Source organism: Marinococcus sp. LNHM4E3-1 (genome assembly GCF_056034405.1).
In genome coordinates, this window is record NZ_JBQLID010000016.1 from 17,395 (window position 1) to 43,853 (window position 26,459).

A 26,459-nucleotide genomic window follows, 5' to 3' on the forward strand; every position below is an offset into this window, starting at 1 on the left:
GGCGGATGGAGAAGAAATACATTTTAGCAATCGACCAGGGAACGACAAGCTCGCGTGCCATTATTTTTAACAAAGAAGGAGAAATTGTAGGCACTGCGCAAAGAGAATTCAAGCAGTACTTCCCAAAATCCGGCTGGGTGGAACATAACGCCCAGGAAATCTGGACTTCTGTCCTTGCAGTCCTTGCAGAGGTGCTTGGGGAAAATGATATCCAGGCTGAAGAGATTAACGCGATTGGGATCACGAATCAGCGTGAAACAGCGGTTGTATGGGACAAGCACACTGGCCGTCCTGTCTATAACGCCATCGTATGGCAATCAAGGCAGACGATGGATATTTGCAACGAACTGAACGAGCAGGGATACGGAGAAATGTTCCGTAATAAAACCGGTCTCCTGATTGATGCTTATTTCTCAGGAACGAAAGTAAAATGGATTCTCGATAATGTGGAAGGTGCCCGGGAAAAAGCGGATAACGGAGATCTCCTGTTTGGTACCATTGATACGTGGCTCATCTGGAAGCTGTCCGGAGGAAAAGCGCATGTCACGGACTATACCAATGCCGGCCGGACGCTTATGTACAATATTTATGATCTGCAGTGGGACGACGAACTGCTTGATGTGCTTAGCGTACCGAAGAGCATGCTGCCGGAAGTGCGTTCTTCTTCCGAAGTGTATGCCAATACAGTGGACTACCACTTCTTTGGTCAGGAAGTTCCTATTGCCGGCGTAGCAGGAGACCAGCACGCTGCCCTGTTTGGCCAGGCATGCTTTGAAAAAGGTATGGCAAAGAACACGTATGGCACCGGCTGCTTTATGCTGATGCATACGGGGGATAAGCCAGTGCCTTCAAATAATGGATTGCTGACTACTATTGCCTGGGGAATTGATGGTAAAGTTGAATACGCTCTTGAAGGAAGTATTTTCGTAGCCGGATCGGCTATTCAGTGGCTCCGGGACGGGCTGCGGATGTTTACTAACTCTCCGGACAGCCAGAAATATGCCGAGCGCGTCGATGATACGAACGGTGTATACTTTGTACCGGCATTTGTAGGACTCGGTGCTCCTTATTGGGACAGTGAAGCGCGCGGAGCTATTTTCGGACTCAGCCGCGGAACGGAAAAAGAGCATTTCGTAAGAGCAACCCTTGAGTCGCTTGCGTATCAGACAAAGGACGTTCTCGGCGCAATGGAAACAGACTCTGGTATTGAAGTGAAATCTCTCCGTGTTGACGGCGGCGCTGTTTCAAATGATTTCCTGATGCAGTTCCAAAGTGATATTGTCGGTGTGCCCGTAGAGCGCCCGGCTGTTATTGAAACAACTGCGATGGGAGCAGCATATTTAGCGGGGATTGCTACTGGCTTCTGGAGCAGCAAAGAAGAAGTGAAAAAGCAATGGAAAAAAGAGAAACAATTTGACCCGCAGATTAATGAAGATACGAGAACAGAACTGTACGAAGGCTGGAAAGAAGCAGTGGACGCTACCAGAGCGTTCAAACCGGGAAAAAAGAAAGCACCAACGCAGTCAGCTAACTAATAATTATGAAGGGACCGGCGCTTACCGCGAGCGCCGGTTTTTATATGCACTTCAATTTCTTCTTGATTATAGTGGGGAAGTTGTTTATGATTGATATTGGTAGAAATATATGTGCACCTAAAGCAAACAGACCGCAGAGCCCTTAGGAGCGGCTGTTTTTTTAATGGTTGAAAACAAGCAGGGCAAAGAAGCCTGGTGGTACATTCGATGCAGAAAAAGATGCAGATACTTTGTTCGTACGAGACCTTATATTAATAATTCTATAACCGTAAACACCGGTTGATGGAGGTGGCTGCATGGCTGGGGGTACGAAAAAAAGCCCTATCCGCTTTCTCAAAGAAGTAGGGCAGGAAATGAAGCGTGTTACATGGCCGACACGCAAAGAGCTAACGAAATATACGATTGTCACGGTACTGACTATCATCTTTTTTGTGATCTATTTTTCCGTTATCGATTTAGGGCTTTCTGAGCTTGTTCGTGTATTTTTAGAGTAGTAATGGTTGAACGTTTGGAATAAAGGAGGGAAGGGACTTAGCTCCCACTCTAGATATGGAAAAAAGCTGGTATGTAGTCCATACTTATTCGGGCTATGAAAACAAAGTAAAAACAAACCTGGAAAAACGGGTGGAGTCTATGGGGATGACGGATAAGATTTTCCGTGTACTGGTACCTGTGGAAGAAGAAACGGAAACCAAAAATGGGAAGAGCAAAACAGTCTCCAAAAAGGTTTTCCCGGGATATGTCATTGTTGAAATGGTAATGACAGATGACTCCTGGTACGTAGTCCGCAATACGCCCGGAGTAACCGGGTTTATCGGTTCGACAGGAGCTGGGTCGAAGCCGACGCCGCTGCTGCCGGACGAAGTGGATGCTATTCTCGGTCAGATGGGCGAGAAGGAACCAAAGGCAGAGGTTGATTTTGAACTTAAAGAAGCAGTGAAGGTTACCGAAGGGCCGTTTGCTGATTTCACCGGCACGGTCGAAGAAATTAATGCAGAAAAGCAGAAGGTCAAAGTTTATGTAAACATGTTTGGCCGCGAAACCCCGGTTGAACTGGAGTTTACTCAGGTAGAAAAAATCTAGAGCCGGCTTATTGTTTCCGCCCACTCTTGAATTAGCTGTTGCTTATTTTGGCTGCAGGTGATAAAATCATCCTGTTTGGTATTGAAAGATATCACAGCCTAAAGCACATGGTGTTTTAGAATGAGTGGGAGGATACATTGTATCCGGCTACCACATCACGGACGAAGGAGGTGTGTCGCGTGGCTAAAAGAGTCGAGAAGGTTGTTAAACTTCAAATTCCGGCTGGTAAAGCGAACCCGGCACCACCGGTAGGCCCAGCGCTTGGTCAAGCCGGTGTGAATATCATGGGATTCTGTAAAGAATTCAACGCTCGTACACAGGAGCAGACAGGGACAATCATTCCTGTAGAAATCAGTGTCTATGAAGACCGTTCGTTCACTTTTATTACGAAAACTCCGCCAGCTCCTGTACTTCTTAAAGAAGCAGCTGGAGTCAAAGGCGGTTCCGGTGAGCCTAACCGTAACAAAGTCGGTTCAGTAACCCGGGATCAGGTTCGTGAAATTGCTGAAACGAAAATGCAGGATTTGAACGCATCTGACGTTGATTCAGCAATGCGTATGGTTGAAGGAACAGCCCGCAGCATGGGCTTAAACGTTGAAGACTAATTGAAAGATTTGCCTTGCTGAAGGTTGTGTGGACGCCTCTGACGCTTTTGCCGAAGGGACGGCTCGCAACCTTTACTAGTGGGAGGTCTTACCGTTAAACCACAACAAGGAGGAAAAACAATGCCTAAAAGAGGTAAAAAATACCGCGAGGCGGCGCAGCTCATCGACCAGGAGCAGCAGTACAATGCTGAAGAGGCGATTGAGCTTGCGAAGAAAACATCGATCGTAAACTTTGATGCAACGGTAGAAGTGGCGTTTCGTCTTGGAATTGATCCGCGTAAAAACGATCAGCAGATCCGTGGCGCGATTGTACTTCCAAACGGAACAGGAAAAAGCCAGCGCGTGCTTGTTTTTGCTAAAGGCGAAAAAGCTCAGGAAGCAGAAGCAGCCGGCGCTGATTATGTAGGAGAAGAAGATCTGGTGAACCGCGTGCAGCAAGGCTGGTTTGACTTTGATGCAGTAGTAGCCACTCCTGACATGATGGCCCAGGTAGGGAAATTGGGCCGTACCCTCGGACCGAAAGGCCTTATGCCTAACCCGAAAACTGGTACGGTTACAATGGACGTTACAAAAGCTGTTGAAGAAATTAAAGCGGGTAAAGTGGAATACCGTGTCGATAAGTCCGGTAACATCCATGCGCCAATCGGCAAAGTATCCTTTGATACTGCAAGCCTGGTGGAAAACTTCAACACGGTTGCCGAAGCGCTTCAAAAAGCAAAGCCGGCAGCTGCTAAAGGAACGTACATGAGAGGCGTTGCTGTAACGACTTCCATGGGTCCTGGCGTAAAAGTAAGCACTTCGTCGTTGAAATTCGCATAAATTAAACCGTAATACTTTGTTTGCCGGGAGCTCCCGGGCGATCTTGAAAAAGCTCTTGACCCGGGTGCTGCTTCCATTTATACTAAATGACGGATCAGCCAACAATTTTATATTGTTGCCGCAGACAGCAGGAGTGCAAAGCACTTAAACGTCCTGCCGAGGTACCATTCCTATACATTGAACGCTTTAATGCGTTTTACGGGAGTAGTGTCTTCGTGTCTGCTAATTGGACAGGAAGATTTTTTGTGTCTGCGGTTGCAGGCGGCAAACAATAAAGAATGGCAGGAGGTGGAACGGATGAGCAAAGTAATCGAACAAAAGCAGGCGGTTGTTGATGAAATCGCGGCTAAGCTGAAAGACAGCGTATCGACCGTACTGGTGGATTATCGCGGTCTGGACGTATCGGAAATCACAGAATTGCGTGCGCAGCTTCGTGAAGCAGACGTTGATTTCAAAGTATATAAAAATACAATGGCGCGTCGTGCAGCAGAAGATGTGAATCTGAAGGACGAGTTGAATGAACACCTGGTAGGTCCTACAGCCATTGCGACAAGCAAAGAAGACGCAGTAGCACCTGCGAAAGTGTTGTACAACTTCGCTAAAGATCACGAAGCACTGGAAATCAAAACAGGTGTCATTGAAGGCAGCGTTGTTTCCCAGGAGCAGATCAAGGAATTGGCAAGCCTTCCATCCCACGATGGACTTGTGGCTATGCTGCTTAGCGTTATGCAGGCGCCAATCCGTAACTTCGCACTGGCTACAAAAGCAGTGGCAGAGCAAAAAGAAGAAGAAGAGAGCGCCTAACCAACCGGCGTTTAAATCGGCTTAAATATTAATATTAAGAGGAGGATTATCCATGAGTAATCAAGAAATGATTGATGCGATTAAGGAAATGTCCGTTCTGGAACTGAACGAATTAGTAAAAGCAATTGAAGAAGAATTCGGCGTAACAGCAGCTGCACCAGTAGCAGCTGGCGGTGGCGGCGGTGAAGTCGTTGAGGAAGAGCAAACAGAATTCGACGTAGTACTCGAAAGCGCTGGTTCTTCTAAAATCAACGTCATCAAAGTTGTCCGCGAAATTACCGGCCTCGGCTTGAAAGAAGCTAAAGCATTGGTAGACGGAGCTCCTGACACGTTGAAAGAAGGCGTATCTAAAGAAGACGCTGAAGAAATGAAAGGTCAACTCGAAGAAGCAGGCGCTTCTATCGAATTGAAGTAAGTTTCGTATAAAACTCATCCGCATCTGTGCGGGTGAGTTTTTTGTTGCAATAAACTGTCTGGCCCTGCTATGATAATATTCCAATAATTAGAACGGAGCGATGCTATGAGCGGTGAACAATATTTTCATGCAAATCCAAGCGCGGCGAGCAACGAGAAAGTCATTCGTGCAGAGCTTCGGGGAAAAGACTGGTCATTTATTACAGACAGCGGAGTCTTCTCGAAACAAACGGTGGATTTTGGGACGGAGACCCTGCTTGAAACCTTTGAATGGCCGGAGGTAGACGGGGACATCGTAGATGTTGGCTGTGGTTACGGCGTAGTAGGAGTTACTCTCGCCAAAGAAACCACCCGAAGCGTTCTGCTTTTTGATATCAATCAGCGCGCCGTGGAGCTTGCAAAGAAAAATATCCAGCGGTACCAGCTGGATAACGCAGAGGCGGCGGAGAGTGATTTGTTTAGCGCCTATAAAGGCGGAGCGGCAGCAGTTTTAACAAACCCACCCATCAGGGCCGGAAAGAAAGTAGTACACCGGCTGTTCGAAGAAGCTTATGAAGCACTAAAGTCGGGGGGCGAATGCTGGATTGTCATTCAAAAAAAGCAGGGCGCCCCTTCAGCGAAGGAAAAGCTTAATGAGCTTTTTCCGGTCGTGAAAAATGTGAAAAAGAATAAAGGCTATTATATTTTTCGGGCACGTAAATAAATAAAACAGCACCATCAGAAGTTGACGGTGCTGTTTTGATATGGTATTATAATTTAATGCGTATAAGTATCCATACGCGCCAAACTACATGTAATATTCTACTTATTAAATCAGGTGATACCGTAAGAAGTATCATCCATTTCTTTTCTATTTGCCACTTCACGGCTGGGCTGAATTACGGTTACAGCAAGCTTATCCACTACAACGAGAACGTTTGTGCTTTTGATTCCTTCTTATTCTAACACACTCGAATGAGAAATGGGAGAATCGATCGTAATAAGTATTAGGAAAAACAATTCCATTTAAGATAATCAACATAAGTCAGGGAGAAGCGATCAGCGTTCTCAAACTGGCTATTCGGTTTGTGAAGCTTTTTTAACGACGAGGTGTGCGCGGGCTGTTCTCTGTGTTCTGATACGCAGGCGTTTTTATCAGAACAGAAAGAGCCGTCCGTCTACATGACGACGCGTCTCTGCATTTATCACTATTTAGCTATATTACCGATAATTGCCTTGGAAAAACGCTTGTTTTTAAAACGGGCGGATATCATGCGAGATTTGAGGGGTGAATCTGTTGTCAAGTCAACTTATTCAATTTGGACGTCACCGCCAGCGGAGAAGCTATGCCCGAATCAATGAAGTATTGGACCTTCCAAACCTCATTGAGATTCAGACGGCTTCTTATCAATGGTTTCTAGATGAAGGTATTCGCGAAATGTTCCAGGACATTTCGCCGATTGAAGATTTTACCGGAAACTTGGTGCTTGAATTCATCGATTACAATTTAGGGGAGCCTAAATATCCGATTGATGAATCAAAAGAACGCGATGCCACATATTCTGCACCGCTCCGGGTCAAGGTTCGCCTGATGAACAAAGAGACCGGCGAAGTAAAAGAGCAGGAAGTATTTATGGGTGATTTCCCGCTTATGACCGACACAGGTACTTTTGTGATAAACGGTGCTGAGCGTGTTATCGTATCCCAGCTCGTACGTTCACCAAGCGTATATTTTAATAATAAAGTGGACAAAAACGGCAAGCGTGGCCACACTGCGACCGTTATTCCAAACCGCGGTGCATGGCTCGAGCTTGAAACAGACGCAAAAGACGTCGTTCACGTTCGTATTGACCGCACGCGGAAAATTCCGGTTACCGTGCTCCTTCGTGCGCTTGGGTTTGGCTCGGATCAGGAGATTATCGATCTTCTGGGTGAAGACCAGTACCTGCGAAATACGCTCGAAAAGGATAACACAGAAGGCAGTGAAAAAGCCCTTCTCGAAATTTATGAACGTCTCCGCCCTGGAGAACCGCCAACGGTGGACAGCGCTAAGAGCTTATTAAATACGCGCTTCTTTGATCCGAAGCGGTACGATCTCGCAAACGTCGGGCGTTATAAAATGAATAAAAAACTTCATATCCAGAATCGTTTATTCAACCAGCGTTTAGCAGAAACGCTTGCTGATCCAGAAACGGGAGAGGTCATTGTTGAAGCGGGTACGATGCTCGACCGCCGGACATTGGACCGTCTGATGCCGTACCTGGAAAACAATCTTGGATTTAAACGGTACACCGTTTCCGGTGGAGTGGTGGAAGATGCAGATTTGGACGTACAGTCTATTAAGATTTATGCAGATGACGGTCAAGGCGAAGACCGTGAAATTAACGTAATCAGTAACGGAAATATTGATAATGATACGAAGAATATTACTCCTGAAGACATGATTGCTTCGGTTAACTATTTCTTCAATCTTCTTCACGGTGTCGGCCGGACAGATGATATCGACCATCTGGGCAACCGTCGTCTCCGTTCTGTCGGGGAGCTGCTTCAAAATCAATTCCGTATCGGGCTTTCCCGTATGGAACGTGTCGTACGTGAGCGTATGTCCATTCAGGATCCAAGCTCCATTACGCCGCAGGCGCTTATCAATATCCGCCCGGTAATTGCTTCCATTAAAGAGTTTTTCGGAAGCTCGCAGCTTTCCCAGTTTATGGACCAGACAAATCCTCTGGCTGAGTTGACACACAAACGCCGTCTGTCAGCGCTTGGACCGGGCGGTCTTACCCGTGAACGTGCCGGCTTTGAAGTTCGTGACGTGCACTATTCCCACTACGGGCGTATGTGTCCGATCGAAACGCCGGAAGGTCCGAACATCGGTTTGATTAACTCCTTATCAAGCTACGCCAAGGTAAACAAATTCGGCTTCATCGAAACTGCCTACCGTCGTGTAGATCCGGATACGGGAGTGGTCACCGAACAGTGTGACTACCTGACTGCCGATGAAGAAGACAACTACGTAGTCGCCCAGGCGAACGCTTCACTTGCTGAAGATGGCACGTTTGCCGACGATGAAGTTATTGCCCGTTTCCGCGGGGATAACACGATCGTTCCAAAAGAAAAAATTGACTATATGGACGTATCGCCAAAGCAGGCAGTTTCTGCTGCGACAGCGTGCATTCCGTTCCTTGAAAACGATGACTCCAACCGGGCATTGATGGGTGCGAACATGCAGCGTCAGGCAGTACCGCTTCTTGAACCGGAAGCGCCTCTTGTAGGTACCGGCATGGAATACGTTTCAGCAAAAGATTCAGGCGCTGCCATTATCGCACGTCACAAAGGCGTAGTTGAGCGGGCGTCCGCACGTGAAATCTGGATCCGCCGCATTGAAAATGTGGATGGAAAAGAAGTCGAAACTGATATCGACAAATACCGTATGATGAAATACGTCCGTTCTAACCAGGGAACAAGCTACAACCAGCGTCCGATCGTAAAAGACGGAGATCGTATAGAAAAAGGCGAAGTACTTGCAGACGGTCCGTCGATGGACAATGGGGAAATGGCATTGGGCCGTAACGTATTAACCGCCTTTATGACGTGGGATGGCTATAACTATGAGGACGCTGTTATCCTGAGTGAACGGGTAGTAAAAGACGACGTTTATACTTCCATTCACGTCGATGAATACGAGTCAGAAGCCCGCGATACTAAGCTCGGACCGGAAGAAATCACCCGTGACATTCCAAACGTCGGCGAAGAAGCGCTGAAGGATCTGGATGACCGCGGTATTATCCGTGTCGGTGCGGAAGTGAAGGATGGCGACATTCTTGTTGGGAAAGTAACGCCAAAAGGCATGACGGAGCTTTCCGCAGAGGAACGTCTGCTTCACGCGATCTTTGGGGAAAAAGCCCGTGAAGTACGTGATACTTCGCTTCGTGTTCCTCACGGCGCAGACGGTATTGTACTCGACGTAAAAATCTTTAACCGTGAAGACGGAGATGAACTTCCGCCAGGAGTGAATCAGCTTGTCCGGGTGTACCTCGTGCAGAAGCGTAAGATTCACGAAGGGGATAAAATGGCCGGCCGTCACGGAAACAAAGGTGTTATTTCGCGTATTCTTCCAGAGGAAGATATGCCTTACCTGCCGGACGGAACACCGATTGATCTCATGCTGAACCCTCTCGGGGTGCCTTCTCGTATGAACATCGGACAGGTTCTTGAAATGCACCTCGGCATGGCGGCCCGTTCCCTGAACCTTCACATGGCGACACCGGTGTTTGACGGTGCCCGTGAAGAAGACGTGTGGGAAACCATTCAGGAAGCCGGTCTCGCCCGGGACGGAAAAACCGTATTGTATGACGGGCGTACAGGGGAAACCTTTGACAACCGTATTTCGGTCGGGGTCATGTATATGATCAAGCTTGCCCATATGGTTGACGACAAGCTTCACGCCCGTTCAACCGGGCCTTACTCCCTCGTCACCCAGCAGCCGCTTGGTGGTAAAGCCCAGTTCGGCGGCCAGCGTTTCGGGGAAATGGAAGTATGGGCGCTTGAAGCGTATGGTGCAGCTTATACGCTGCAGGAAATTCTCACAGTGAAATCCGACGACGTTGTCGGTCGTGTGAAGACGTACGAAGCGATTGTTAAAGGGGAAAATGTGCCGGAACCTGGCGTTCCTGAGTCGTTTAAAGTTCTGATTAAAGAGCTTCAAAGCCTTGGGATGGACGTGAAAATGCTTTCGAGCAATGAAGAGGAAATCGAGATGAAAGAACTCGATGATGAAGATGAACAACCCGGAGATAACTTGAATCTTAGACTCGAGTCCTCGGAAAACGCATAAGGTCTCATCGGTAAAATGGAGAACACGGGGTGTCTAATTAAAAGCTTATCAGCTTTTGTAGGCACCTCTTGTCCCTCTTTCAGCCATGCCACCTTTATAGATCGAAAGGGAGGTCGACCTCTTGATAGACGTCAATAACTTTGAATATATGAAAATTGGACTTGCCTCTCCGGAAAAAATTCGTTCCTGGACACACGGTGAAGTGAAAAAGCCAGAAACGATCAATTACCGGACGTTAAAACCGGAAAAAGACGGGCTGTTCTGCGAACGTATTTTTGGTCCGACAAAAGACTGGGAATGCCACTGCGGCAAATACAAGCGTATTCGCTATAAAGGCGTAGTCTGTGACAGATGCGGAGTGGAAGTTACCCGTTCGAAAGTGCGCCGGGAACGCATGGGCCACATCGAGCTTGCAGCTCCGGTATCTCATATTTGGTACTTTAAAGGTATTCCGAGCCGTATGGGACTTGTTCTTGATATGTCCCCGCGCTCGCTCGAAGAAGTTATTTATTTTGCTTCTTATACAGTAACGGAGCCAGGGGAGACGCCGCTTGAATACAAGCAGTTGCTTTCCGAACGAGAGTACCGTGCATATTACGATAAGTACGGCAAAACCTTCTCTGCTCAAATGGGTGCAGAAGCCATCCGCAAGCTTCTTCAGGATATTGATCTTGAAAAAGAAGTGCATGGCCTAAAAGGTGAACTCGAAACAGCACAGGGACAGCGCCGCACTCGTGCGATCAAGCGTCTGGAAGTGCTTGAAGCGTTCCGTCACTCTGGCAACCATCCAGCATGGATGATTCTCGACGTGCTCCCGGTTGTTCCTCCGGAAATCCGTCCAATGGTTCAGCTTGATGGCGGCCGGTTTGCAACCTCTGATCTGAACGATCTGTACCGTCGTGTGATTAACAGGAACAATCGTTTGAAGCGTCTTCTTGACCTGGGAGCACCGAGCATCATCGTACAAAACGAAAAACGGATGCTTCAGGAAGCTGTCGACGCCCTGATCGACAACGGGCGCCGCGGCCGTCCAGTTACCGGTCCCGGAAATCGTCCGCTAAAATCTCTTTCTCACATGCTTAAAGGGAAGCAGGGACGTTTCCGTCAGAACCTTCTCGGTAAACGTGTTGACTATTCTGGTCGTTCTGTTATCGTGGTCGGGCCAAGCCTGAAAATGTATCAATGCGGGCTTCCTAAAGAAATGGCTCTTGAGCTCTTCAAGCCGTTTGTAATGAAAGAACTCGTGAACCGGAGTCTGGCACACAACATTAAGAGCGCAAAGCGGAAAGTAGAACGCGTGCATCCGGAAGTATGGGATGTGCTTGAAGACGTTATCCGCGAACATCCGGTTCTTTTAAACCGTGCTCCAACGCTTCACCGCCTTGGTATTCAGGCGTTTGAACCGACGCTGGTCGAAGGGCGCGCCATCAAGCTTCACCCGCTCGTATGTACAGCGTATAACGCCGACTTTGACGGAGACCAGATGGCTGTACACGTGCCGCTTTCGGCAGAAGCGCAGGCAGAAGCCCGGGTGCTCATGCTTGCAGCGCAGAACATCCTGAACCCTAAGGATGGCAAGCCGGTTGTTACACCTTCCCAGGACATGGTGCTTGGAAACTATTACCTGACACTTGAGCGTGAAAATGCGATGGGTGAAGGTTCTACCTTTAATGATATAAAAGAAGTGCTCACTGCCTATCAAAACGGCTATGTGCATCTGCATACCCGGATTGCTCTGCCTGTCCGTGCGTTAAATAAAACGAATTTCAGTGAAGAAGAGATGAGCAAGCTCGTCTTAACGACACCAGGAAAGCTCATTTTCAATGAAATTCTGCCGACATCGTTCCCTTATGTGAACGAGCCGACAGCATTAAACCTTGAACAGGAGCTCCCGGAAAAATATGTAGTACCGAGCACGACAGATATAAAAGAAGAATTTAAAAACCGCGAACTCATACAGCCATTTAAAAAAGGCTTCCTGGGGGATATCATCGCAGCGGTATTTAAGAACTTCCAGATCATCGAAACGTCGAAAATGCTTGACCGTATGAAGGATCTTGGCTTCCATTACTCTACAAAAGCAGGTATTACTGTTGGTATTTCGGATATTGTTGTACTTCCGGATAAGCAGGACGTGCTGACGGATTCCGAGGAACAGGTTTCGCGGGTGATGAAACAGTTCCGACGCGGTTTGATTACCGAAGAAGAGCGCTACGATAAAATTATCAGTATTTGGGGCAGCGCCAAAGACGTCATTCAGGAAAAACTTATGGGTACGCTTGATATAAGAAACCCTATCTTTATGATGAGTGACTCCGGTGCCCGTGGTAACGCATCGAACTTTACCCAGCTTGCAGGTATGCGCGGACTGATGGCCAATCCATCCGGACGAATCATCGAGCTTCCGATTAAATCAAGTTTCCGTGAAGGACTTACTGTACTTGAATACTTTATTTCCACGCACGGTGCGCGTAAAGGTCTTGCCGACACAGCGCTTAAAACTGCTGACTCGGGTTATCTGACCCGTCGTCTTGTGGACGTGGCCCAGGACGTTATCATCCGTGAGGATGACTGTGGCACCGACCGCGGACTTGCGGTAGCAACGCTTCGTGAAGGTAACGAAATCATTGAAAAACTTCAGGACCGCCTCATCGGCCGTGTAGCCTTTGAAACAGTGCGTCATCCTGAAACGAACGAAGTACTGGCTCAAAAAGGCGAGCTTCTGAATGAGGATTCGGCCCGTATTATTGAAGAAGCCGGCGTCGAAAAAGTCGTTATCCGCTCTGTCTTTACGTGCGATACGCATCACGGCGTCTGCAAAAAATGCTACGGCCGTAACCTTGCTACAGGAGCCGACGTTGAAGTGGGCGAAGCAGTAGGAATCATTGCTGCCCAGTCTATCGGTGAACCGGGCACGCAGCTTACAATGCGTACGTTCCACACAGGCGGGGTAGCCGGGGATGACATTACCCAGGGCCTTCCTCGTATCCAGGAGCTTGTTGAAGCCCGTAATCCGAAAGGTCAGGCTGTCATTTCTGAACTCTCCGGCGAAATTGTCGATGTGAAAGATCTGACGGATAAAAAAGAAGTTACGGTGCAGGGCGCGCTTGAAAGCCGCTCCTATACAACTCCTTATGGTGCCCGTCTCCGCATAGGAGTAGGAGATCAGGTGGAAGTCGGCCAGGCTCTTACTGAAGGTTCGATCGATCCGAAAGAACTGTTGAAAGTAACCGGACTCGACCAGGTACAGCAGTATCTTCTGAAAGAAGTTCAGAAGGTATACAGCATGCAGGGCGTTGAAATTGGCGACAAGCACATTGAAGTAATGGTCCGTCAAATGTTCCGTAAAATCCGGATTACTGATTCCGGTAATACAGATGCTCTGCCTGGCAGTCTGGTGGAAGTGCATGCGTTTGAAAAAGCAAACCGTGAAGCACTTCAAAAACACCATCAGCCAGCCGTCGGTCAGCCGGTCATTCTTGGTATTACGAAAGCATCGCTTGAAACAGACTCCTTCCTTTCAGCCGCTTCGTTCCAGGAAACGACAAGAATTCTTACGGACGCAGCTATTCGCGGCAAACGCGACGAGCTTTTAGGTCTGAAAGAAAACGTTATTATCGGGAAACTGGTTCCGGCCGGTACAGGCATGCAGCGTTACCGCAGCCTCGAACAGGTTCTCCCGGAAGAAGCTGTTCAGGAAATGCAGGAATCGGGCGAAGAAGTATATTCGTCGGAATGAAATAGTGTTGACATCGCAAAAACGCGGTGATATGCTATCTAAGGTGCGTTAAGCTCCTGTGCTTTGGAGGATGAATGATGTCTTATGAAAAAGTAACACAGGCTGACGAAGTTTTAATTGGAACTAAACAAACGCTTAAAGCGATTGAACATGGCACAGCTTCCGAAATCATTGTGGCAGAAGATGCCGCTGTAGAAATTCAGCAGCGTATTCTTAAAGCTGCAAATGAAAGCAGTGTTTCCATCCAGTTTGTCGATTCGATGAAAAAACTTGGAAAAGCTTGCGGAATTGATGTAGGAGCGGCTACGATCGCTTTAAAAAAGCAATAACGAGTTTTTGCTGGTGGGATTTCGGATCTCATCGGCAAAAACTTTCATTTTGCTTATCAATGAACCACCTGGAACGGTGGTCTTGAAATAACTTAGTCGGAAAGGAGGAAAACAACTATGCCAACTATTAATCAGCTGGTTCGTAAAGGCCGTCAGATGAAGACTAAAAAGACTGACTCTCCGGCATTGAACCGAGGTTACAATAGCTTGCGTAAAGTCCCAACAGATCAAAATGCTCCGCAGAAACGTGGTGTATGTACTCGTGTAGGCACACTTACCCCGAAGAAACCAAACTCGGCTCTTCGTAAGTACGCACGTGTGCGCCTGACTAACCAAATCGAGGTTACAGCATACATTCCTGGTATTGGTCACAATCTCCAGGAGCACAGCGTAGTATTGATCCGTGGAGGCCGTGTTAAGGACCTTCCTGGTGTGCGTTATCACGTTGTTCGTGGTGCTCTTGATACTGCCGGTGTACAAAACCGTATGCAAAGCCGTTCCAAATACGGAACCAAGCGCGGGAAGAAAAAGAAATAATAACAGCTCGTTCATAATATAAAGAAAGGAGGAGGATTTATGTCTCGTAAAGGACCAGCACCACGCCGTGATGTTCTGCCTGATCCTATTTATAACTCCAAGCTTGTTACACGCATGATCAACCGTGTAATGAATGATGGTAAAAAAGGAAAAGCGCAAAATATCCTATACAGAGCATTTAACCTCGTGCAGGAGCGTTCCGGTCAGGAGCCGATGGAAGTTTTTGATCAGGCTATGAAAAACGTTATGCCTGTATTGGAAGTAAAAGCCCGCCGTGTAGGGGGAGCTAACTATCAGGTTCCAATTGAAGTTAAACCAGACCGTCGTACGACTCTGGCACTTCGTTGGATCGTGAGCTACGCTCGTCTTCGTGGAGAAAAAACCATGGAAGAGCGTCTTGCAAATGAAATTCTTGATGCTTCCAACAACACAGGATCTGCTGTTAAGCGTCGTGAAGATACTCATCGTATGGCTGAAGCAAACAAAGCGTTTGCTCACTACCGCTGGTAAGCAGTACCGCGGAAAATACTACTTTGATGAATGGAAGGAGAAAGAAAGTCCATGGCACGTGAATTCTCCTTGGAAAAAACCCGTAATATTGGAATCATGGCTCACATTGATGCTGGTAAAACGACAGCAACAGAGCGTATCCTTTATTACACGGGTCGTATCCATAAAATTGGTGAAACCCATGAAGGTGCTTCTCAAATGGACTGGATGTCGCAGGAACAAGAGCGTGGTATTACTATCACCTCCGCTGCGACGACAGCCCAATGGAAAAACCACCGTATCAATATCATCGACACTCCTGGCCACGTAGACTTTACCGTAGAGGTAGAGCGTTCCCTGCGTGTGCTTGACGGAGCTGTTGCTGTATTGGATGCGCAGTCCGGCGTGGAGCCGCAGACAGAAACTGTATGGCGCCAGGCAACTACCTACCATGTTCCACGTATTGTTTTCGTTAACAAAATGGACAAGGTAGGCGCGGATTTTGTTTATTCCTTAAGCACACTGACAGAGCGTCTCGGCGCGAATGCTCAGGCAATTCAGCTTCCGATCGGTGCTGAGGATGATTTTGAAGGAATTATTGATCTTATCGAAATGCAGGCTTACTACTACCTTGATGATCTCGGAACCCGTGCGGAAGCGCGTGAAATTCCGGAAGAGTATCAGGCACAGGCTCAGGAGTACCGCCAGAAGCTGGTGGAAGCTGTATCAGAACTCGATGAAGATCTTATGATGAAATACCTTGAAGAAGAAGAAATCACAAATGAAGAACTCAAACTGGCAATCCGTAAAGGAACGCTGAACGTTGAGTTTTATCCAGTACTTTGTGGTTCTGCCTTTAAAAACAAAGGCGTTCAGCTTATGATCGACGCTGTTCTCGACTATCTTCCATCTCCATTGGATGTTCCTGCTATTAAAGGTAAATATCCGGATTCGGAAGAAGAGGAAGAGCGCCCGGCAGACGACAACGGGAAGTTCTCTGCACTGGCCTTCAAAGTGGCCACAGACCCTTATGTCGGTAAGCTGACTTTCTTCCGCGTATATTCTGGTACACTCAGTTCCGGGTCGTACGTCAAAAACTCCACGAAAGATAAACGTGAGCGCGTCGGCCGTATTCTTCAAATGCACGCAAACTCCCGTGAAGAAATTTCAACGGTATATGCCGGTGATATTGCAGCGGGCGTCGGTTTGAAAGATACGAGCACCGGTGACACACTTGTGGCAGAAAAAGACAACATCGTGCTTGAATCGATGGACTTCCCTGAACCGGTTATTTCCCTTTCTGTAGAGCCGAAGTCGAAAGCGGACCATGACAAAATGAGTATCGCTCTCGGAAAGCTTGCAGAAGAGGATCCGACCTTCCAGACAGAAACAGACGAAGAAACCGGACAAACGATCATCAAAGGTATGGGTGAGCTTCACCTTGACATTATCGTTGACCGTTTGAAACGGGAATTCAAAGTAGAAGCGACTGTAGGTGCCCCTCAGGTATCCTATCGTGAAACAATCCGCCAGGAAGCTAACTGCGAAGGTAAATTCGTACGTCAGTCCGGTGGACGCGGTCAGTACGGACACGTTTGGGTGAAATTTGAGCCAAACGAAGAAGGCGCCGGCTTTGAATTTGTAAACAAAATCGTCGGCGGTGTGGTACCTCGTGAGTATGTACCTTCCGTGCAGTCCGGTATTGAAGAGTCCCTTCAAAGCGGTATGCTCGCCGGTTATCCGGTTATCGACGTAAAAGCTACTCTTTTTGACGGTTCCTATCACGATGTCGACTCTAACGAGATGGCATTTAAAGTTGCGGCTTCCATGGCTCTGCGTGAAGCAAAGCAAAAATGTAAGCCGGTACTGCTTGAACCGTTAATGAAAGTAGATATCGTGGTTCCAGAAGAATACATGGGCGACGTTATGGGTGATGTAACATCCCGCCGTGGCCGTGTAGACGGTATGGAAGCACGAGGCAACTCTCAGGTTATCCGGTCATTTGTACCGCTTGCTGAGATGTTTGGGTACGCCACGACTCTTCGTTCCAACACGCAGGGCCGCGGAACGTATTCCATGTTCTTCGATCATTACGAAGAAGTGCCAAAAAGTGTTTCTGAAGATGTTATCAAGCAGGCAACAGGACAGTAAAAATCCGGCAGCTTGATGATTGTATGCATGACGGATTTATTGTAAGCTAAGGTAGGGCGTTTACTGATAGCAGCGCCCGCCTGGCTGCTATACAACATTAATTACCTGAAATAAAGGGAGGACAATTATAATGGCAAAAGAAAAATTCGACCGTTCGAAAACGCATGCGAACATTGGTACTATCGGTCACGTTGACCATGGTAAAACAACTTTGACTGCTGCGATCACAACGGTACTTCACAAAAAATATTCCCGCGGAACGGCTATGGCTTATGACGCAATCGACGGTGCACCTGAAGAGCGTGAGCGTGGAATCACGATCTCCACTGCACACGTTGAGTATGAAACTGATTCCCGTCACTATGCACACGTTGACTGCCCAGGTCACGCTGACTATGTTAAAAACATGATCACTGGTGCAGCTCAAATGGACGGAGCGATTCTCGTTGTGTCCGCAGCTGACGGCCCAATGCCTCAGACTCGTGAGCACATCCTGCTTTCCCGTCAGGTTGGTGTACCATCCATCGTTGTTTTCTTGAACAAAGTTGACATGGTAGACGACGAAGAGCTTCTCGAACTCGTAGAAATGGAAGTTCGTGACCTCTTATCCGAATACGACTTCCCTGGTGACGATGTACCAATCATCAGCGGTTCTGCTCTGAAAGCCCTCGAAGGCGACGAAGAGTATGAAAACAAAATTCTTGAACTGATGGAAGCTGTAGACAACTACATTCCAACTCCAGACCGTGACAAAGACAAGCCATTCATGATGCCTGTAGAGGACGTATTCTCTATCACAGGCCGTGGTACAGTTGCAACTGGCCGTGTTGAACGTGGCGTTCTTAACGTTGGGGACGAAATTGAAATCATCGGTATCGATGAAGACTCCCGCAAATCCACGGTTACTGGTGTAGAAATGTTCCGTAAGCTTCTTGACTATGCAGAAGCTGGCGACAACATTGGTGCGCTTCTCCGTGGTGTGTCCCGTGATGACATCAAACGTGGCCAAGTTCTTGCAAAGCCAGGTTCGATTACTCCACACACTAACTTCAAAGCAGAAGTTTATGTACTTTCCAAAGACGAAGGTGGACGTCATACTCCATTCTTCTCTAACTACCGCCCACAGTTCTACTTCCGTACTACGGACGTAACTGGTATCATCCAACTGCCTGAAGGCGTTGAGATGGTAATGCCTGGCGATAACGTAGAAATGACAGTTGAGCTCATCAACCCAATCGCTATCGAAGAAGGAACTAAGTTCTCTATTCGTGAAGGCGGCCGTACAGTTGGCGCCGGCGTTGTTTCTACTATCCAAAAATAATCACCCGATTATTCTCCTCTAATGCTGAAAAGCATTAGAGGTTTTTTTATTTCTTCCATATTAATTAAAGCTCTTAAAGATAAAAGGGAAAAAGGGGGGGGGGCGCACCGAGATTTTTTTGAAAAACCCCTTGCGTAAAAGGCGAACGATCACTATAATAGATGAAGTGTGACCATGGGAGACATAGAAATACTTCTATATCCACCCACGGTCAGGCGATGATGCGGAAGGTTGCTGACACACCCGGGTCCATTGCCATGGCCAGGTGTGAGGAAATTTTCGCGGAGTATGTCTGTAAAATCGGACGAGAAGGAGGGCTTTTAATGGCAGCTAATGAAAAAATTCGTATTCGTTTAAAAGCGTATGATCACAGAGTGTTGGATCAATCCGCTGAAAAGATTGTAGACACGGCAAAACGTTCTGGTGCAGGTGTTTCTGGACCGATTCCATTGCCAACAGAGAAATCTGTTTATACAATTCTTCGTGCTACGCACAAATTTAAAGATGCTCGTGAGCAATTTGAAATGCGTACACATAAACGTTTAATCGACATTTTAACGCCAACGCCACAAACGGTAGATTCGCTTATGCGTTTAGATCTACCATCGGGTGTAGACATCGAAATCAAATTATAATAACAAATATATGAAAATCAAAATTTATTAGGAGGTGTGACTCATGGCCAAAGGAATCTTGGGTAAAAAACTCGGCATGACGCAACTGTTTAAAGAAAACGGCGAACTGCTTCCAGTTACGGTCATTGAAGCAGAGCCAAACGTTGTGCTTCAAAAGAAAACTACTGAGTCCGATGGATACGAAGCTATTCAGCTAGGTTTTCACGACAAAAAAGAAGCACGCGCAATCAAACCGGAAAAAGGACATGCTGAGAAAGCAAACACGACCCCCAAGCGCTTCGTTAGAGAAATCCGCGGGACAAACCCAGAGGATTACGAGGTTGGTCAAGAGGTCAGTGTAGCAACATTTGCAGAAGGAGATATCGTAGACGTCACTGGGAAATCCAAAGGGAAAGGGTTCCAGGGTGCTATCAAGCGCCATAACCAATCCCGCGGACCAATGACGCACGGCTCCCGTTTCCACCGTGCCCCTGGTGCGATGGGCGTTATCGACCCTAACCACGTATTGAAAGGCAAAAAGCTCCCTGGACGTATGGGTAACAACACGGTTACAGTACAAAACCTGGAGATTGTTAAAGTAGATACCGAGCGCAACGTGCTTTTAGTTAAAGGCAATGTTCCTGGTGCGAAACGCAGCTACGTAACAGTACAGAACGCTGTGAAAGCAAACACTGAAAAAGCATAATAGAAAGGAGGGCGCAAGATGCCAACAGTAGATTTACTAAACCAAACCGGTTCCCGCGTAGGAGATATCGAATTAGCAGACACTGTCTTCGGTATTGAACCAAATGAGCACGTCCTGTATGACGCAGTAATCATGCAGCAAGCATCGTTACGACAAGGAACGCACAAAGTGAAAAACCGTTCCGAACGCCGCGGTGGCGGACGCAAGCCATGGCGCCAAAAAGGCACAGGCCGTGCCCGTCAAGGTTCCATCCGTTCCCCGCAATGGGTGAAAGGTGGTATCGTGTTCGGTCCGACGCCAAGGTCTTACGGCTATAAGCTTCCGAAAAAAGTTCGCCGTCTGGCTATCAAATCAGCACTCGCAAGCAAAGCACAGGAAAATGATCTTGTCGTGCTTGATGAGCTGAAGTTTGATGCTCCGAAAACGAAAGAGATGGTTAAAGTACTTTCTTCTCTTTCCATTGATACGAAGGTATTGATTGTTACCGGCAACGACGATGAAACAGTCGGTCTGTCTGCACGCAATCTTCCTAACGTAACATTCCTCACGGCAAGCAGTGTAAACGTCCTGGACGTTGTGAAACATGACAAATTGGTTATGACACAGGACGCCGTGAAGAAAGTAGAGGAGGTGTTCGCATAATGGAAGCACGTGACCTAATTAAAAAACCCGTTATTACAGAACGCTCCGCTGACTTGATGGACGAAAAGAAATACACGTTTGAAGTAGACGTGAAAGCTAATAAATTCCAAATCAAAAACGCGGTTGAAGAAATCTTTGATGTTCAGGTAGAGAAAGTAAATACAATGAACAAAAAAGGTAAATTCCGTCGTTTTGGCCGTCATGAAGGGTACAAACCCAACCGTAAAAAAGCGATCGTGACGCTTACAGCAGATAGCGAAGATATTGAATTCTTCGAAGGTGCTTAATTAACAAATAGATACGAAGGAGGGTAATGAGCATGGCTATCCAAAAGTATAAACCGACCACAAACGGCCGCCGTCACATGTCGGTAAACAAGCACAGCGAAGTCACTTCAGAAACACCAGAACGTTCGCTGCTTGAACCGCTTCATAAAAAAGGCGGTCGTAATAACCAGGGTCGTATGACCAGTCGTCACCAGGGCGGCGGGCATAAACGTCAATACCGTGTTATTGACTTTAAACGTAATAAAAACGACGTACCAGGTAAAGTTGCTGAGATCGAGTATGACCCAAACCGTTCAGCAAATATCGCGCTTATCAACTACGTTGATGGCGAAAAACGGTACATCCTTGCTCCAAAAGGGTTGAAAATCGGTCAGGAAATCATGGCTGGTTCGAGTGCAGATATCAAACTTGGTAACGCATTGGACCTTCGTGATATTCCGGTAGGTACTGTTATTCATAACATCGAATTGAAGCCAGGCCGCGGCGGACAGCTCGTTCGTTCCGCTGGAGCAGAAGCCCAGGTTCTTGGTAAAGAAGGCAAGTACGTACTCGTGCGTCTTCGTTCCGGTGAAACCCGTCTAATCCTCGCTTCCTGCCGTGCAACTGTCGGTCAGGTTGGAAACGTAGAGCATGAGCTGGTGAACATCGGTAAAGCCGGACGTTCCCGTTGGTTAAACAAACGTCCACACGTTCGTGGTTCCGCAATGAACCCTAGCGATCACCCACACGGTGGTGGTGAAGGCCGTGCGCCAATCGGACGCGTTGCACCTGTATCCCCTTGGGGTCAGCCTGCAGTTGGCTATAAAACAAGAAAACGCAATAAAGATTCCAATAAATATATCGTGCGTGGCCGTCGCCGTAAGAAAAAATAATAAAAAGATGAAGCTGCGGTTCTCCGGAATCGCAGGTTAATCGCGAAAGGAGGTTCTCTCATGGGTCGTAGTTTAAAAAAAGGACCTTTCGTCGACTTGCACTTGATGAATAAAATCGAGAGACTAAACGATTCGAACAATAAAGAAGTTATTCGTACCTGGTCACGCCGTTCCACAGTATTCCCGGAATTTGTCGGCCATACGATTGCAGTGTACGACGGACGCAAGCACGTACCTGTTTATGTATCTGAAGATATGGTAGGCCATAAGCTTGGTGAATTCGCACCAACTAGAACGTTTAAAGGCCATAAAAATGACGATAGAAAAACGAAAAGATAAGACCTGAGGGGAGGTAAAGAAACATGGAAGCAAAAGCAGTAGCAAAGCAGATCCGTATCGCCCCCCGCAAGGCTCGTCTTGTGATAGACCTAGTCCGGGGAAGATCCGTCGGAGAAGCTATTGCCATCCTTAAGAACACGCCAAAATCGGCGTCTCCGATTGTTGAGAAAGTTATTAACTCTGCTATCGCCAACGCAGAGCACAACTATGAGATGGAACCAGAAAATCTTTACATCAGCCAAGCATTCGTAGACGAGGGAGTAACACTCAAACGTTTCCGCCCACGTGCAATGGGGCGCGCAAGCCGCATTAACAAACGTACGAGTCACATTACTGTAATCGTCGAAGAAAAAAAGGAGGGATAACGCGTGGGACAAAAAGTTAATCCTATCGGACTTCGTGTTGGAGTCATCCGTGATTGGGAATCGAAATGGTATTCGGAAAAAGAATACGCGACTTTGCTTCATGAGGACTACAGAGTGCGCCGTCACATCGAAACGAAGCTCGTTGACGCTTCTATTTCTACTGTGGAAATCGAACGTGCGGCAAACCGTGTGAATATTACGATCCATACTGCGAAACCAGGAATGGTTATCGGCCGCGGTGGCTCGGAAGTGGAAGCACTCCGTAAAGACTTGAACAACCTGACTAACAAGCGGGTTCACATTAACATTGCAGAAATAAAGCAGGCAGACATGGATGCCCGTCTCGTAGCGGCAAACATTGCCCGCCAGCTTGAAAATCGTATTTCTTTCCGTCGTGCAATGAAACAGTCTATTCAGCGTACGATGCGCGCAGGAGCAAAAGGGATCCGGACAGAAGTAAACGGACGCTTAGGCGGCGCAGACATCGCCCGCTCTGAAAGATACAGTGAAGGAACAGTACCTCTCCATACGTTGCGTGCAGATATTGATTACGGCACTGCAGAAGCAGATACAACGTACGGTAAACTGGGTGTAAAAATCTGGATTTATCGAGGAGAAGTCCTTCCAACGAAAGGAACGAACAAAGAGGAAGGAGGCAACTAATATGTTATTGCCAAAACGCGTAAAGTATCGTCGCGAACACCGTGGCAAAATGAGAGGCCGTGCAAAAGGCGGCAAAGAAATCACTTTTGGCGAGTACGGACTGCAGGCAGTGGAAGCTTCCTGGATCACGAACCGCCAGATCGAATCTGCACGTATCGCTATGACTCGTTATATGAAACGTGGCGGTAAAGTCTGGATCAAAATCTTCCCGGACAAGCCATACACAGCGAAGCCCCTCGAAGTCCGCATGGGTTCCGGTAAAGGTTCTCCTGAAGGCTGGGTAGCTGTTGTAAAACCAGGAAAGATCATGTTTGAAATTGCCGGGGTTAACGAAGAAATTGCCCGTGAGGCTTTGAGACTTGCAGCTCACAAGTTACCGATTAAAACGAAATTTGTGAAACGCGAAGAAGTGGGTGGTGAGGCAAATGAGAGCTAATGAATTGAGAGATCTAACCACAGTAGAAATCGAAGACCAAACAAAAAGCCTGAAAGAAGAACTTTTTAACCTTCGTTTTCAATTAGCGACTGGTCAGTTGGAAAATCCCGCCCGCATCCGTACTGTAAGAAAAGATATTGCACGTGCCAAAACCGTGTTGCGTGAACGTGAACTCGGGATGAACAAAGGCTAAAAGGAAAAGGAGGTTAAACCAATATGGCTGAAGAACGTAACAACCGTAAGGTTTATAACGGCCGCGTGACATCCGATAAAATGGATAAAACGATTGCTGTTGTTGTTGAAACTTATAAAAAAGACCCGTTGTACGGCAAACGTGTCAGAGACTCCAAAAAGTTTAAAGCCCACGATGAAGAAAACACTGCAAAAGTTGGCGACATCGTCCAGATCATGGAAACCCGCCCGCTTTCGAAAGACAAGCGTTTTCGTCTCGTGAAAGTAATAGAAGAATCAGTTATTCTTTAAATCGTTTTTAAAGAAAGGAGGTACCGTGACTTATGATCCAACAAGAATCACGCTTAAGAGTAGCGGATAACTCTGGTGCCCGCGAAGTACAGTGCATAAAAGTTTTAGGCGGTTCCGGCCGTAAAACTGCTAATATCGGTGATATGATTACATGCTCTGTCAAACAAGCAACACCAGGGGGCGTTGTCAAAAAAGGCGAAATAGTTCAGGCAGTTATTGTACGTTCCCGCAGCGGCGTTCGCCGTCCAGACGGTTCTTACATTCGCTTTGACGAAAACGCAGCTGTAATCGTACGTACGGACAAAGGACCACGTGGAACACGTATCTTTGGCCCAGTAGCAAGAGAGCTTCGTGATGAGCAGTATATGAAAATTATCTCCCTTGCACCGGAAGTTCTGTAATACAAATATCATGCGAAGTCGTGATGTCCCGTTAAGGAGGTGCGAAAATGGCCCAAAATAAGCTTCATGTTAAACAGGGTGAAAAAGTAAAAGTAATCAGCGGCAAGGATAAAGGCAAAGAAGGCGTTATCCTTAAAGCAATGCCTGCACAGGAACGTGTAATCGTCGAAGGTGTTAACATCGTGAAAAAACATGCGAAGCCTTCCCAGGAAAACCCACAAGGCGGTATCTTAAACCAAGAAGCTGCCATTCACGTATCAAACGTTATGCCGCTTGATCCGAAATCCGGCGAACCAACACGTGTTGGTCACAAGGTAGAGAACGGCAAAAAAGTACGTGTCGCCAAAAAATCAGGTGAAGCCCTGAACTAAGTAAGACAAAGGACGAGAGGAGGTCACACGAATGAACGCTTTAAAAGAAAAGTATCAAACATCAATCGTACCGAGTCTGCACGAGAAATTCGACTACTCTTCCGTAATGGGAGTACCGAAGGTTGATAAAATTGTTATTAACATGGGTGTTGGGGAAGCAGTACAAAACCCTCGCTCATTGGATAAAGCAGTAGAAGAGCTGGAAGCAATCAGCGGGCAGAAGCCTTTGATTACAAAAGCAAAACGTTCTATTGCAGGATTTAAACTTCGTGAAGGTATGCCAATCGGTGCAAAGGTAACTTTGCGCGGAGCACGTATGTATGACTTCCTGGAGAAATTAATCCACGTCACGCTTCCACGTGTCCGTGACTTCCGCGGTGTGTCAAACAAAGCATTTGACGGCCGTGGCAACTACACGCTTGGTGTACGCGAACAATTGATCTTCCCGGAAATTTCCTACGATCAGGTAGAAAAAGTACGCGGAATGGATATCGTTATCGTTACTACTGCTTCTACTGATGAAGAATCTTACGAGCTGCTCGATCAAATGGGCATGCCATTTCAAAAATAAATTATTCACGTAAACGCCGGCAGGCGCCGGCGCACGACCCCGTAACTGGGAGGGAGGTATTCAAATGGTCATGACAGATCCGATTGCTGATATGCTTACTCGTATCCGCAACGCAAACATGGTGAACCACGAGAAAGTAGAATTTCCTGCATCGAACCTTAAAAAAGAAATCGCTGAAATCCTCAAGCTGGAAGGTTTCATTCGCGACGTTGAATATGTCGATGATAAAAAACAGGGAATGATCCGCTTATTCTTAAAAACAGGTACGGAAAACAAGAAAGTTATTTCCGGTATCAAACGTATCAGTAAACCAGGTCTCCGTGTTTATGCAGGATCCAACGAGGTTCCTAAAGTGCTGGGCGGACTTGGTATCGCAGTGATTTCTACATCTAAAGGTGTTATGTCTGATAAAGAAGCAAGAAAACAAAACGTTGGCGGCGAAGTACTCGCATACGTTTGGTAATAAAATCGTTATAAAGAACGGAGGTGTGCAATATGTCTCGTATTGGCCTGAAACCAATCGAAATTCCAGAAGGCGTAACAATCGCTAAAGAAGGAAATACAGTAACAGTTAAAGGACCAAAAGGTGAATTGAGCCGTGATCTTCACCCGGTTATTACTGTGAATATTGGAGAGTCGGAAGTGACTTTTGAACGCCCTTCTGACAATAAAACGTACCGTTCGCTTCATGGTACGACCCGAAGCCTTGTAAACAACATGGTAGAAGGTGTAACAAAAGGGTACGAAAAGAACCTCGAGCTCGTCGGCGTAGGTTACCGTGCGCAAAAGACTGGCGAGAAGTTAGTGTTAAACGTTGGTTACTCCCACCCGGTAGAATTTGTTTCCGAGGAAGGAATCGATATTGAAGTACCTTCTAACACGAAAGTGACCGTCCGCGGTATTGATAAAGAACGCGTCGGGGCAGTAGCTTCCAACATTCGCTCTGTGCGTCTTCCTGAACCTTACAAAGGCAAAGGAATCCGCTACGAAGGTGAAGAAGTTCGCCGTAAAGAAGGTAAAACGGGTAAATAATCGGTTAATTAACATCGCAACAAGCACGAAAGGAG

31 protein-coding genes and 1 other annotated feature are annotated in these 26,459 nt (G+C 47.1%); all 31 genes read left to right on the top strand.

The features are described 5' to 3' along the window. Positions 1 to 5: 5 nt before the first annotated feature. The 31 genes from glpK to rplF all read left to right on the top strand — a co-directional run bounded on the left by glpK (position 6) and on the right by rplF (position 26,424). Positions 6 to 1,535 (top strand): glycerol kinase GlpK, encoded by a 1,530-nt coding sequence (gene glpK / locus ACTRXI_RS14240; RefSeq protein WP_474263624.1) that lies wholly within the window; start codon positions 6 to 8, stop codon positions 1,533 to 1,535. 296 nt (positions 1,536 to 1,831) lie between these two features. Beyond that, a complete protein-coding gene (gene secE, locus ACTRXI_RS14245; RefSeq protein WP_474263626.1) occupies positions 1,832 to 2,029 on the top strand; it encodes a preprotein translocase subunit SecE in 198 nt (65 codons plus the stop codon). A 55-nt stretch (positions 2,030 to 2,084) separates the two neighbouring features. Continuing rightward, positions 2,085 to 2,618 (top strand): transcription termination/antitermination protein NusG, encoded by a 534-nt coding sequence (gene nusG / locus ACTRXI_RS14250; RefSeq protein ID WP_091616735.1) that lies wholly within the window; start codon positions 2,085 to 2,087, stop codon positions 2,616 to 2,618. Between the two features lie 179 nt (positions 2,619 to 2,797). Next, a complete protein-coding gene (gene rplK / locus ACTRXI_RS14255) occupies positions 2,798 to 3,223 on the top strand; it encodes a 50S ribosomal protein L11 (protein WP_022794455.1) in 426 nt (141 codons plus the stop codon). 120 nt (positions 3,224 to 3,343) lie between these two features. After that, on the top strand, positions 3,344 to 4,042 hold the full coding sequence (rplA, locus tag ACTRXI_RS14260) for a 50S ribosomal protein L1 (RefSeq protein WP_474263628.1): 699 nt from the start codon (positions 3,344 to 3,346) through the stop codon (positions 4,040 to 4,042). A 100-nt stretch (positions 4,043 to 4,142) separates the two neighbouring features. Then, positions 4,143 to 4,296: a sequence feature (ribosomal protein L10 leader region), on the top strand. A 43-nt stretch (positions 4,297 to 4,339) separates the two neighbouring features. Then, the gene (rplJ, locus tag ACTRXI_RS14265) at positions 4,340 to 4,846 is read left to right on the top strand and encodes a 50S ribosomal protein L10 (protein WP_474263630.1); all 507 of its coding nucleotides are present in this window, start codon (positions 4,340 to 4,342) and stop codon (positions 4,844 to 4,846) included. 52 nt (positions 4,847 to 4,898) lie between these two features. Further along, on the top strand, positions 4,899 to 5,261 hold the full coding sequence (rplL, locus tag ACTRXI_RS14270; protein WP_319630636.1) for a 50S ribosomal protein L7/L12: 363 nt from the start codon (positions 4,899 to 4,901) through the stop codon (positions 5,259 to 5,261). Between the two features lie 105 nt (positions 5,262 to 5,366). Further along, positions 5,367 to 5,963: a class I SAM-dependent methyltransferase gene (locus ACTRXI_RS14275; protein WP_474263632.1), complete on the top strand. Its 597-nt coding sequence runs from the start codon at positions 5,367 to 5,369 to the stop codon at positions 5,961 to 5,963. 573 nt (positions 5,964 to 6,536) lie between these two features. Further along, entirely contained in the window at positions 6,537 to 10,076 is a 3,540-nt protein-coding gene (gene rpoB / locus ACTRXI_RS14280) for a DNA-directed RNA polymerase subunit beta (protein WP_474263634.1), read from the top strand. A 121-nt stretch (positions 10,077 to 10,197) separates the two neighbouring features. After that, complete coding sequence (gene rpoC / locus ACTRXI_RS14285; protein WP_474263636.1) at positions 10,198 to 13,815, top strand: DNA-directed RNA polymerase subunit beta'; 3,618 nt, start codon at positions 10,198 to 10,200, stop codon at positions 13,813 to 13,815. Positions 13,816 to 13,892: 77 nt separating this feature from the next. Beyond that, positions 13,893 to 14,144 (top strand): 50S ribosomal protein L7ae-like protein, encoded by a 252-nt coding sequence (locus ACTRXI_RS14290; RefSeq protein WP_474263638.1) that lies wholly within the window; start codon positions 13,893 to 13,895, stop codon positions 14,142 to 14,144. Positions 14,145 to 14,261: 117 nt separating this feature from the next. After that, on the top strand, positions 14,262 to 14,681 hold the full coding sequence (gene rpsL / locus ACTRXI_RS14295; protein ID WP_022794463.1) for a 30S ribosomal protein S12: 420 nt from the start codon (positions 14,262 to 14,264) through the stop codon (positions 14,679 to 14,681). A gap of 39 nt (positions 14,682 to 14,720) precedes the next feature. Continuing rightward, complete coding sequence (gene rpsG, locus ACTRXI_RS14300) at positions 14,721 to 15,191, top strand: 30S ribosomal protein S7 (protein WP_022794464.1); 471 nt, start codon at positions 14,721 to 14,723, stop codon at positions 15,189 to 15,191. Between the two features lie 51 nt (positions 15,192 to 15,242). Further along, the gene (fusA, locus tag ACTRXI_RS14305; RefSeq protein WP_322527242.1) at positions 15,243 to 17,321 is read left to right on the top strand and encodes an elongation factor G; all 2,079 of its coding nucleotides are present in this window, start codon (positions 15,243 to 15,245) and stop codon (positions 17,319 to 17,321) included. 130 nt (positions 17,322 to 17,451) lie between these two features. Beyond that, the gene (gene tuf, locus ACTRXI_RS14310; protein ID WP_022794466.1) at positions 17,452 to 18,642 is read left to right on the top strand and encodes an elongation factor Tu; all 1,191 of its coding nucleotides are present in this window, start codon (positions 17,452 to 17,454) and stop codon (positions 18,640 to 18,642) included. A gap of 323 nt (positions 18,643 to 18,965) precedes the next feature. Further along, positions 18,966 to 19,277: a 30S ribosomal protein S10 gene (gene rpsJ / locus ACTRXI_RS14315; protein WP_027847395.1), complete on the top strand. Its 312-nt coding sequence runs from the start codon at positions 18,966 to 18,968 to the stop codon at positions 19,275 to 19,277. A gap of 43 nt (positions 19,278 to 19,320) precedes the next feature. After that, complete coding sequence (gene rplC / locus ACTRXI_RS14320; protein WP_079475105.1) at positions 19,321 to 19,962, top strand: 50S ribosomal protein L3; 642 nt, start codon at positions 19,321 to 19,323, stop codon at positions 19,960 to 19,962. An 18-nt stretch (positions 19,963 to 19,980) separates the two neighbouring features. Continuing rightward, positions 19,981 to 20,604: a 50S ribosomal protein L4 gene (gene rplD / locus ACTRXI_RS14325; protein WP_022794469.1), complete on the top strand. Its 624-nt coding sequence runs from the start codon at positions 19,981 to 19,983 to the stop codon at positions 20,602 to 20,604. Next, positions 20,604 to 20,891: a 50S ribosomal protein L23 gene (gene rplW / locus ACTRXI_RS14330; RefSeq protein ID WP_022794470.1), complete on the top strand. Its 288-nt coding sequence runs from the start codon at positions 20,604 to 20,606 to the stop codon at positions 20,889 to 20,891. Before rplD ends, rplW begins: the two co-directional genes overlap by 1 nt. A 32-nt stretch (positions 20,892 to 20,923) precedes the next feature. Then, positions 20,924 to 21,763 carry a 50S ribosomal protein L2 gene (gene rplB / locus ACTRXI_RS14335; protein ID WP_022794471.1) on the top strand — a complete coding sequence of 280 codons (840 nt, stop codon included), beginning with the start codon at positions 20,924 to 20,926 and terminating at the stop codon, positions 21,761 to 21,763. Positions 21,764 to 21,823: 60 nt separating this feature from the next. Further along, complete coding sequence (gene rpsS, locus ACTRXI_RS14340; protein ID WP_022794472.1) at positions 21,824 to 22,102, top strand: 30S ribosomal protein S19; 279 nt, start codon at positions 21,824 to 21,826, stop codon at positions 22,100 to 22,102. Positions 22,103 to 22,125: 23 nt separating this feature from the next. Further along, positions 22,126 to 22,467, top strand: a complete 342-nt coding sequence (gene rplV, locus ACTRXI_RS14345) for a 50S ribosomal protein L22 (protein ID WP_022794473.1) — start codon at positions 22,126 to 22,128, stop codon at positions 22,465 to 22,467. Between the two features lie 3 nt (positions 22,468 to 22,470). Further along, positions 22,471 to 23,130 (top strand): 30S ribosomal protein S3, encoded by a 660-nt coding sequence (gene rpsC / locus ACTRXI_RS14350; RefSeq protein ID WP_462868227.1) that lies wholly within the window; start codon positions 22,471 to 22,473, stop codon positions 23,128 to 23,130. 1 nt (position 23,131) lies between these two features. Continuing rightward, positions 23,132 to 23,566 carry a 50S ribosomal protein L16 gene (gene rplP / locus ACTRXI_RS14355; RefSeq protein ID WP_022794475.1) on the top strand — a complete coding sequence of 145 codons (435 nt, stop codon included), beginning with the start codon at positions 23,132 to 23,134 and terminating at the stop codon, positions 23,564 to 23,566. Then, positions 23,556 to 23,759 (top strand): 50S ribosomal protein L29, encoded by a 204-nt coding sequence (rpmC, locus tag ACTRXI_RS14360; protein WP_091616711.1) that lies wholly within the window; start codon positions 23,556 to 23,558, stop codon positions 23,757 to 23,759. Before rplP ends, rpmC begins: the two co-directional genes overlap by 11 nt. Before the next feature lie 23 nt (positions 23,760 to 23,782). Beyond that, a complete protein-coding gene (gene rpsQ, locus ACTRXI_RS14365) occupies positions 23,783 to 24,049 on the top strand; it encodes a 30S ribosomal protein S17 (protein WP_462868226.1) in 267 nt (88 codons plus the stop codon). A gap of 32 nt (positions 24,050 to 24,081) precedes the next feature. Then, on the top strand, positions 24,082 to 24,450 hold the full coding sequence (gene rplN, locus ACTRXI_RS14370; RefSeq protein ID WP_079475114.1) for a 50S ribosomal protein L14: 369 nt from the start codon (positions 24,082 to 24,084) through the stop codon (positions 24,448 to 24,450). A 47-nt stretch (positions 24,451 to 24,497) separates the two neighbouring features. Next, positions 24,498 to 24,821 carry a 50S ribosomal protein L24 gene (gene rplX / locus ACTRXI_RS14375; RefSeq protein ID WP_079475115.1) on the top strand — a complete coding sequence of 108 codons (324 nt, stop codon included), beginning with the start codon at positions 24,498 to 24,500 and terminating at the stop codon, positions 24,819 to 24,821. Between the two features lie 31 nt (positions 24,822 to 24,852). Continuing rightward, positions 24,853 to 25,392 (top strand): 50S ribosomal protein L5, encoded by a 540-nt coding sequence (rplE, locus tag ACTRXI_RS14380; RefSeq protein WP_022794480.1) that lies wholly within the window; start codon positions 24,853 to 24,855, stop codon positions 25,390 to 25,392. A 64-nt stretch (positions 25,393 to 25,456) separates the two neighbouring features. Next, a complete protein-coding gene (gene rpsH, locus ACTRXI_RS14385) occupies positions 25,457 to 25,855 on the top strand; it encodes a 30S ribosomal protein S8 (RefSeq protein WP_079475117.1) in 399 nt (132 codons plus the stop codon). Positions 25,856 to 25,887: 32 nt separating this feature from the next. Continuing rightward, the gene (gene rplF, locus ACTRXI_RS14390; protein ID WP_474263643.1) at positions 25,888 to 26,424 is read left to right on the top strand and encodes a 50S ribosomal protein L6; all 537 of its coding nucleotides are present in this window, start codon (positions 25,888 to 25,890) and stop codon (positions 26,422 to 26,424) included. Positions 26,425 to 26,459: the final 35 nt, after the last annotated feature.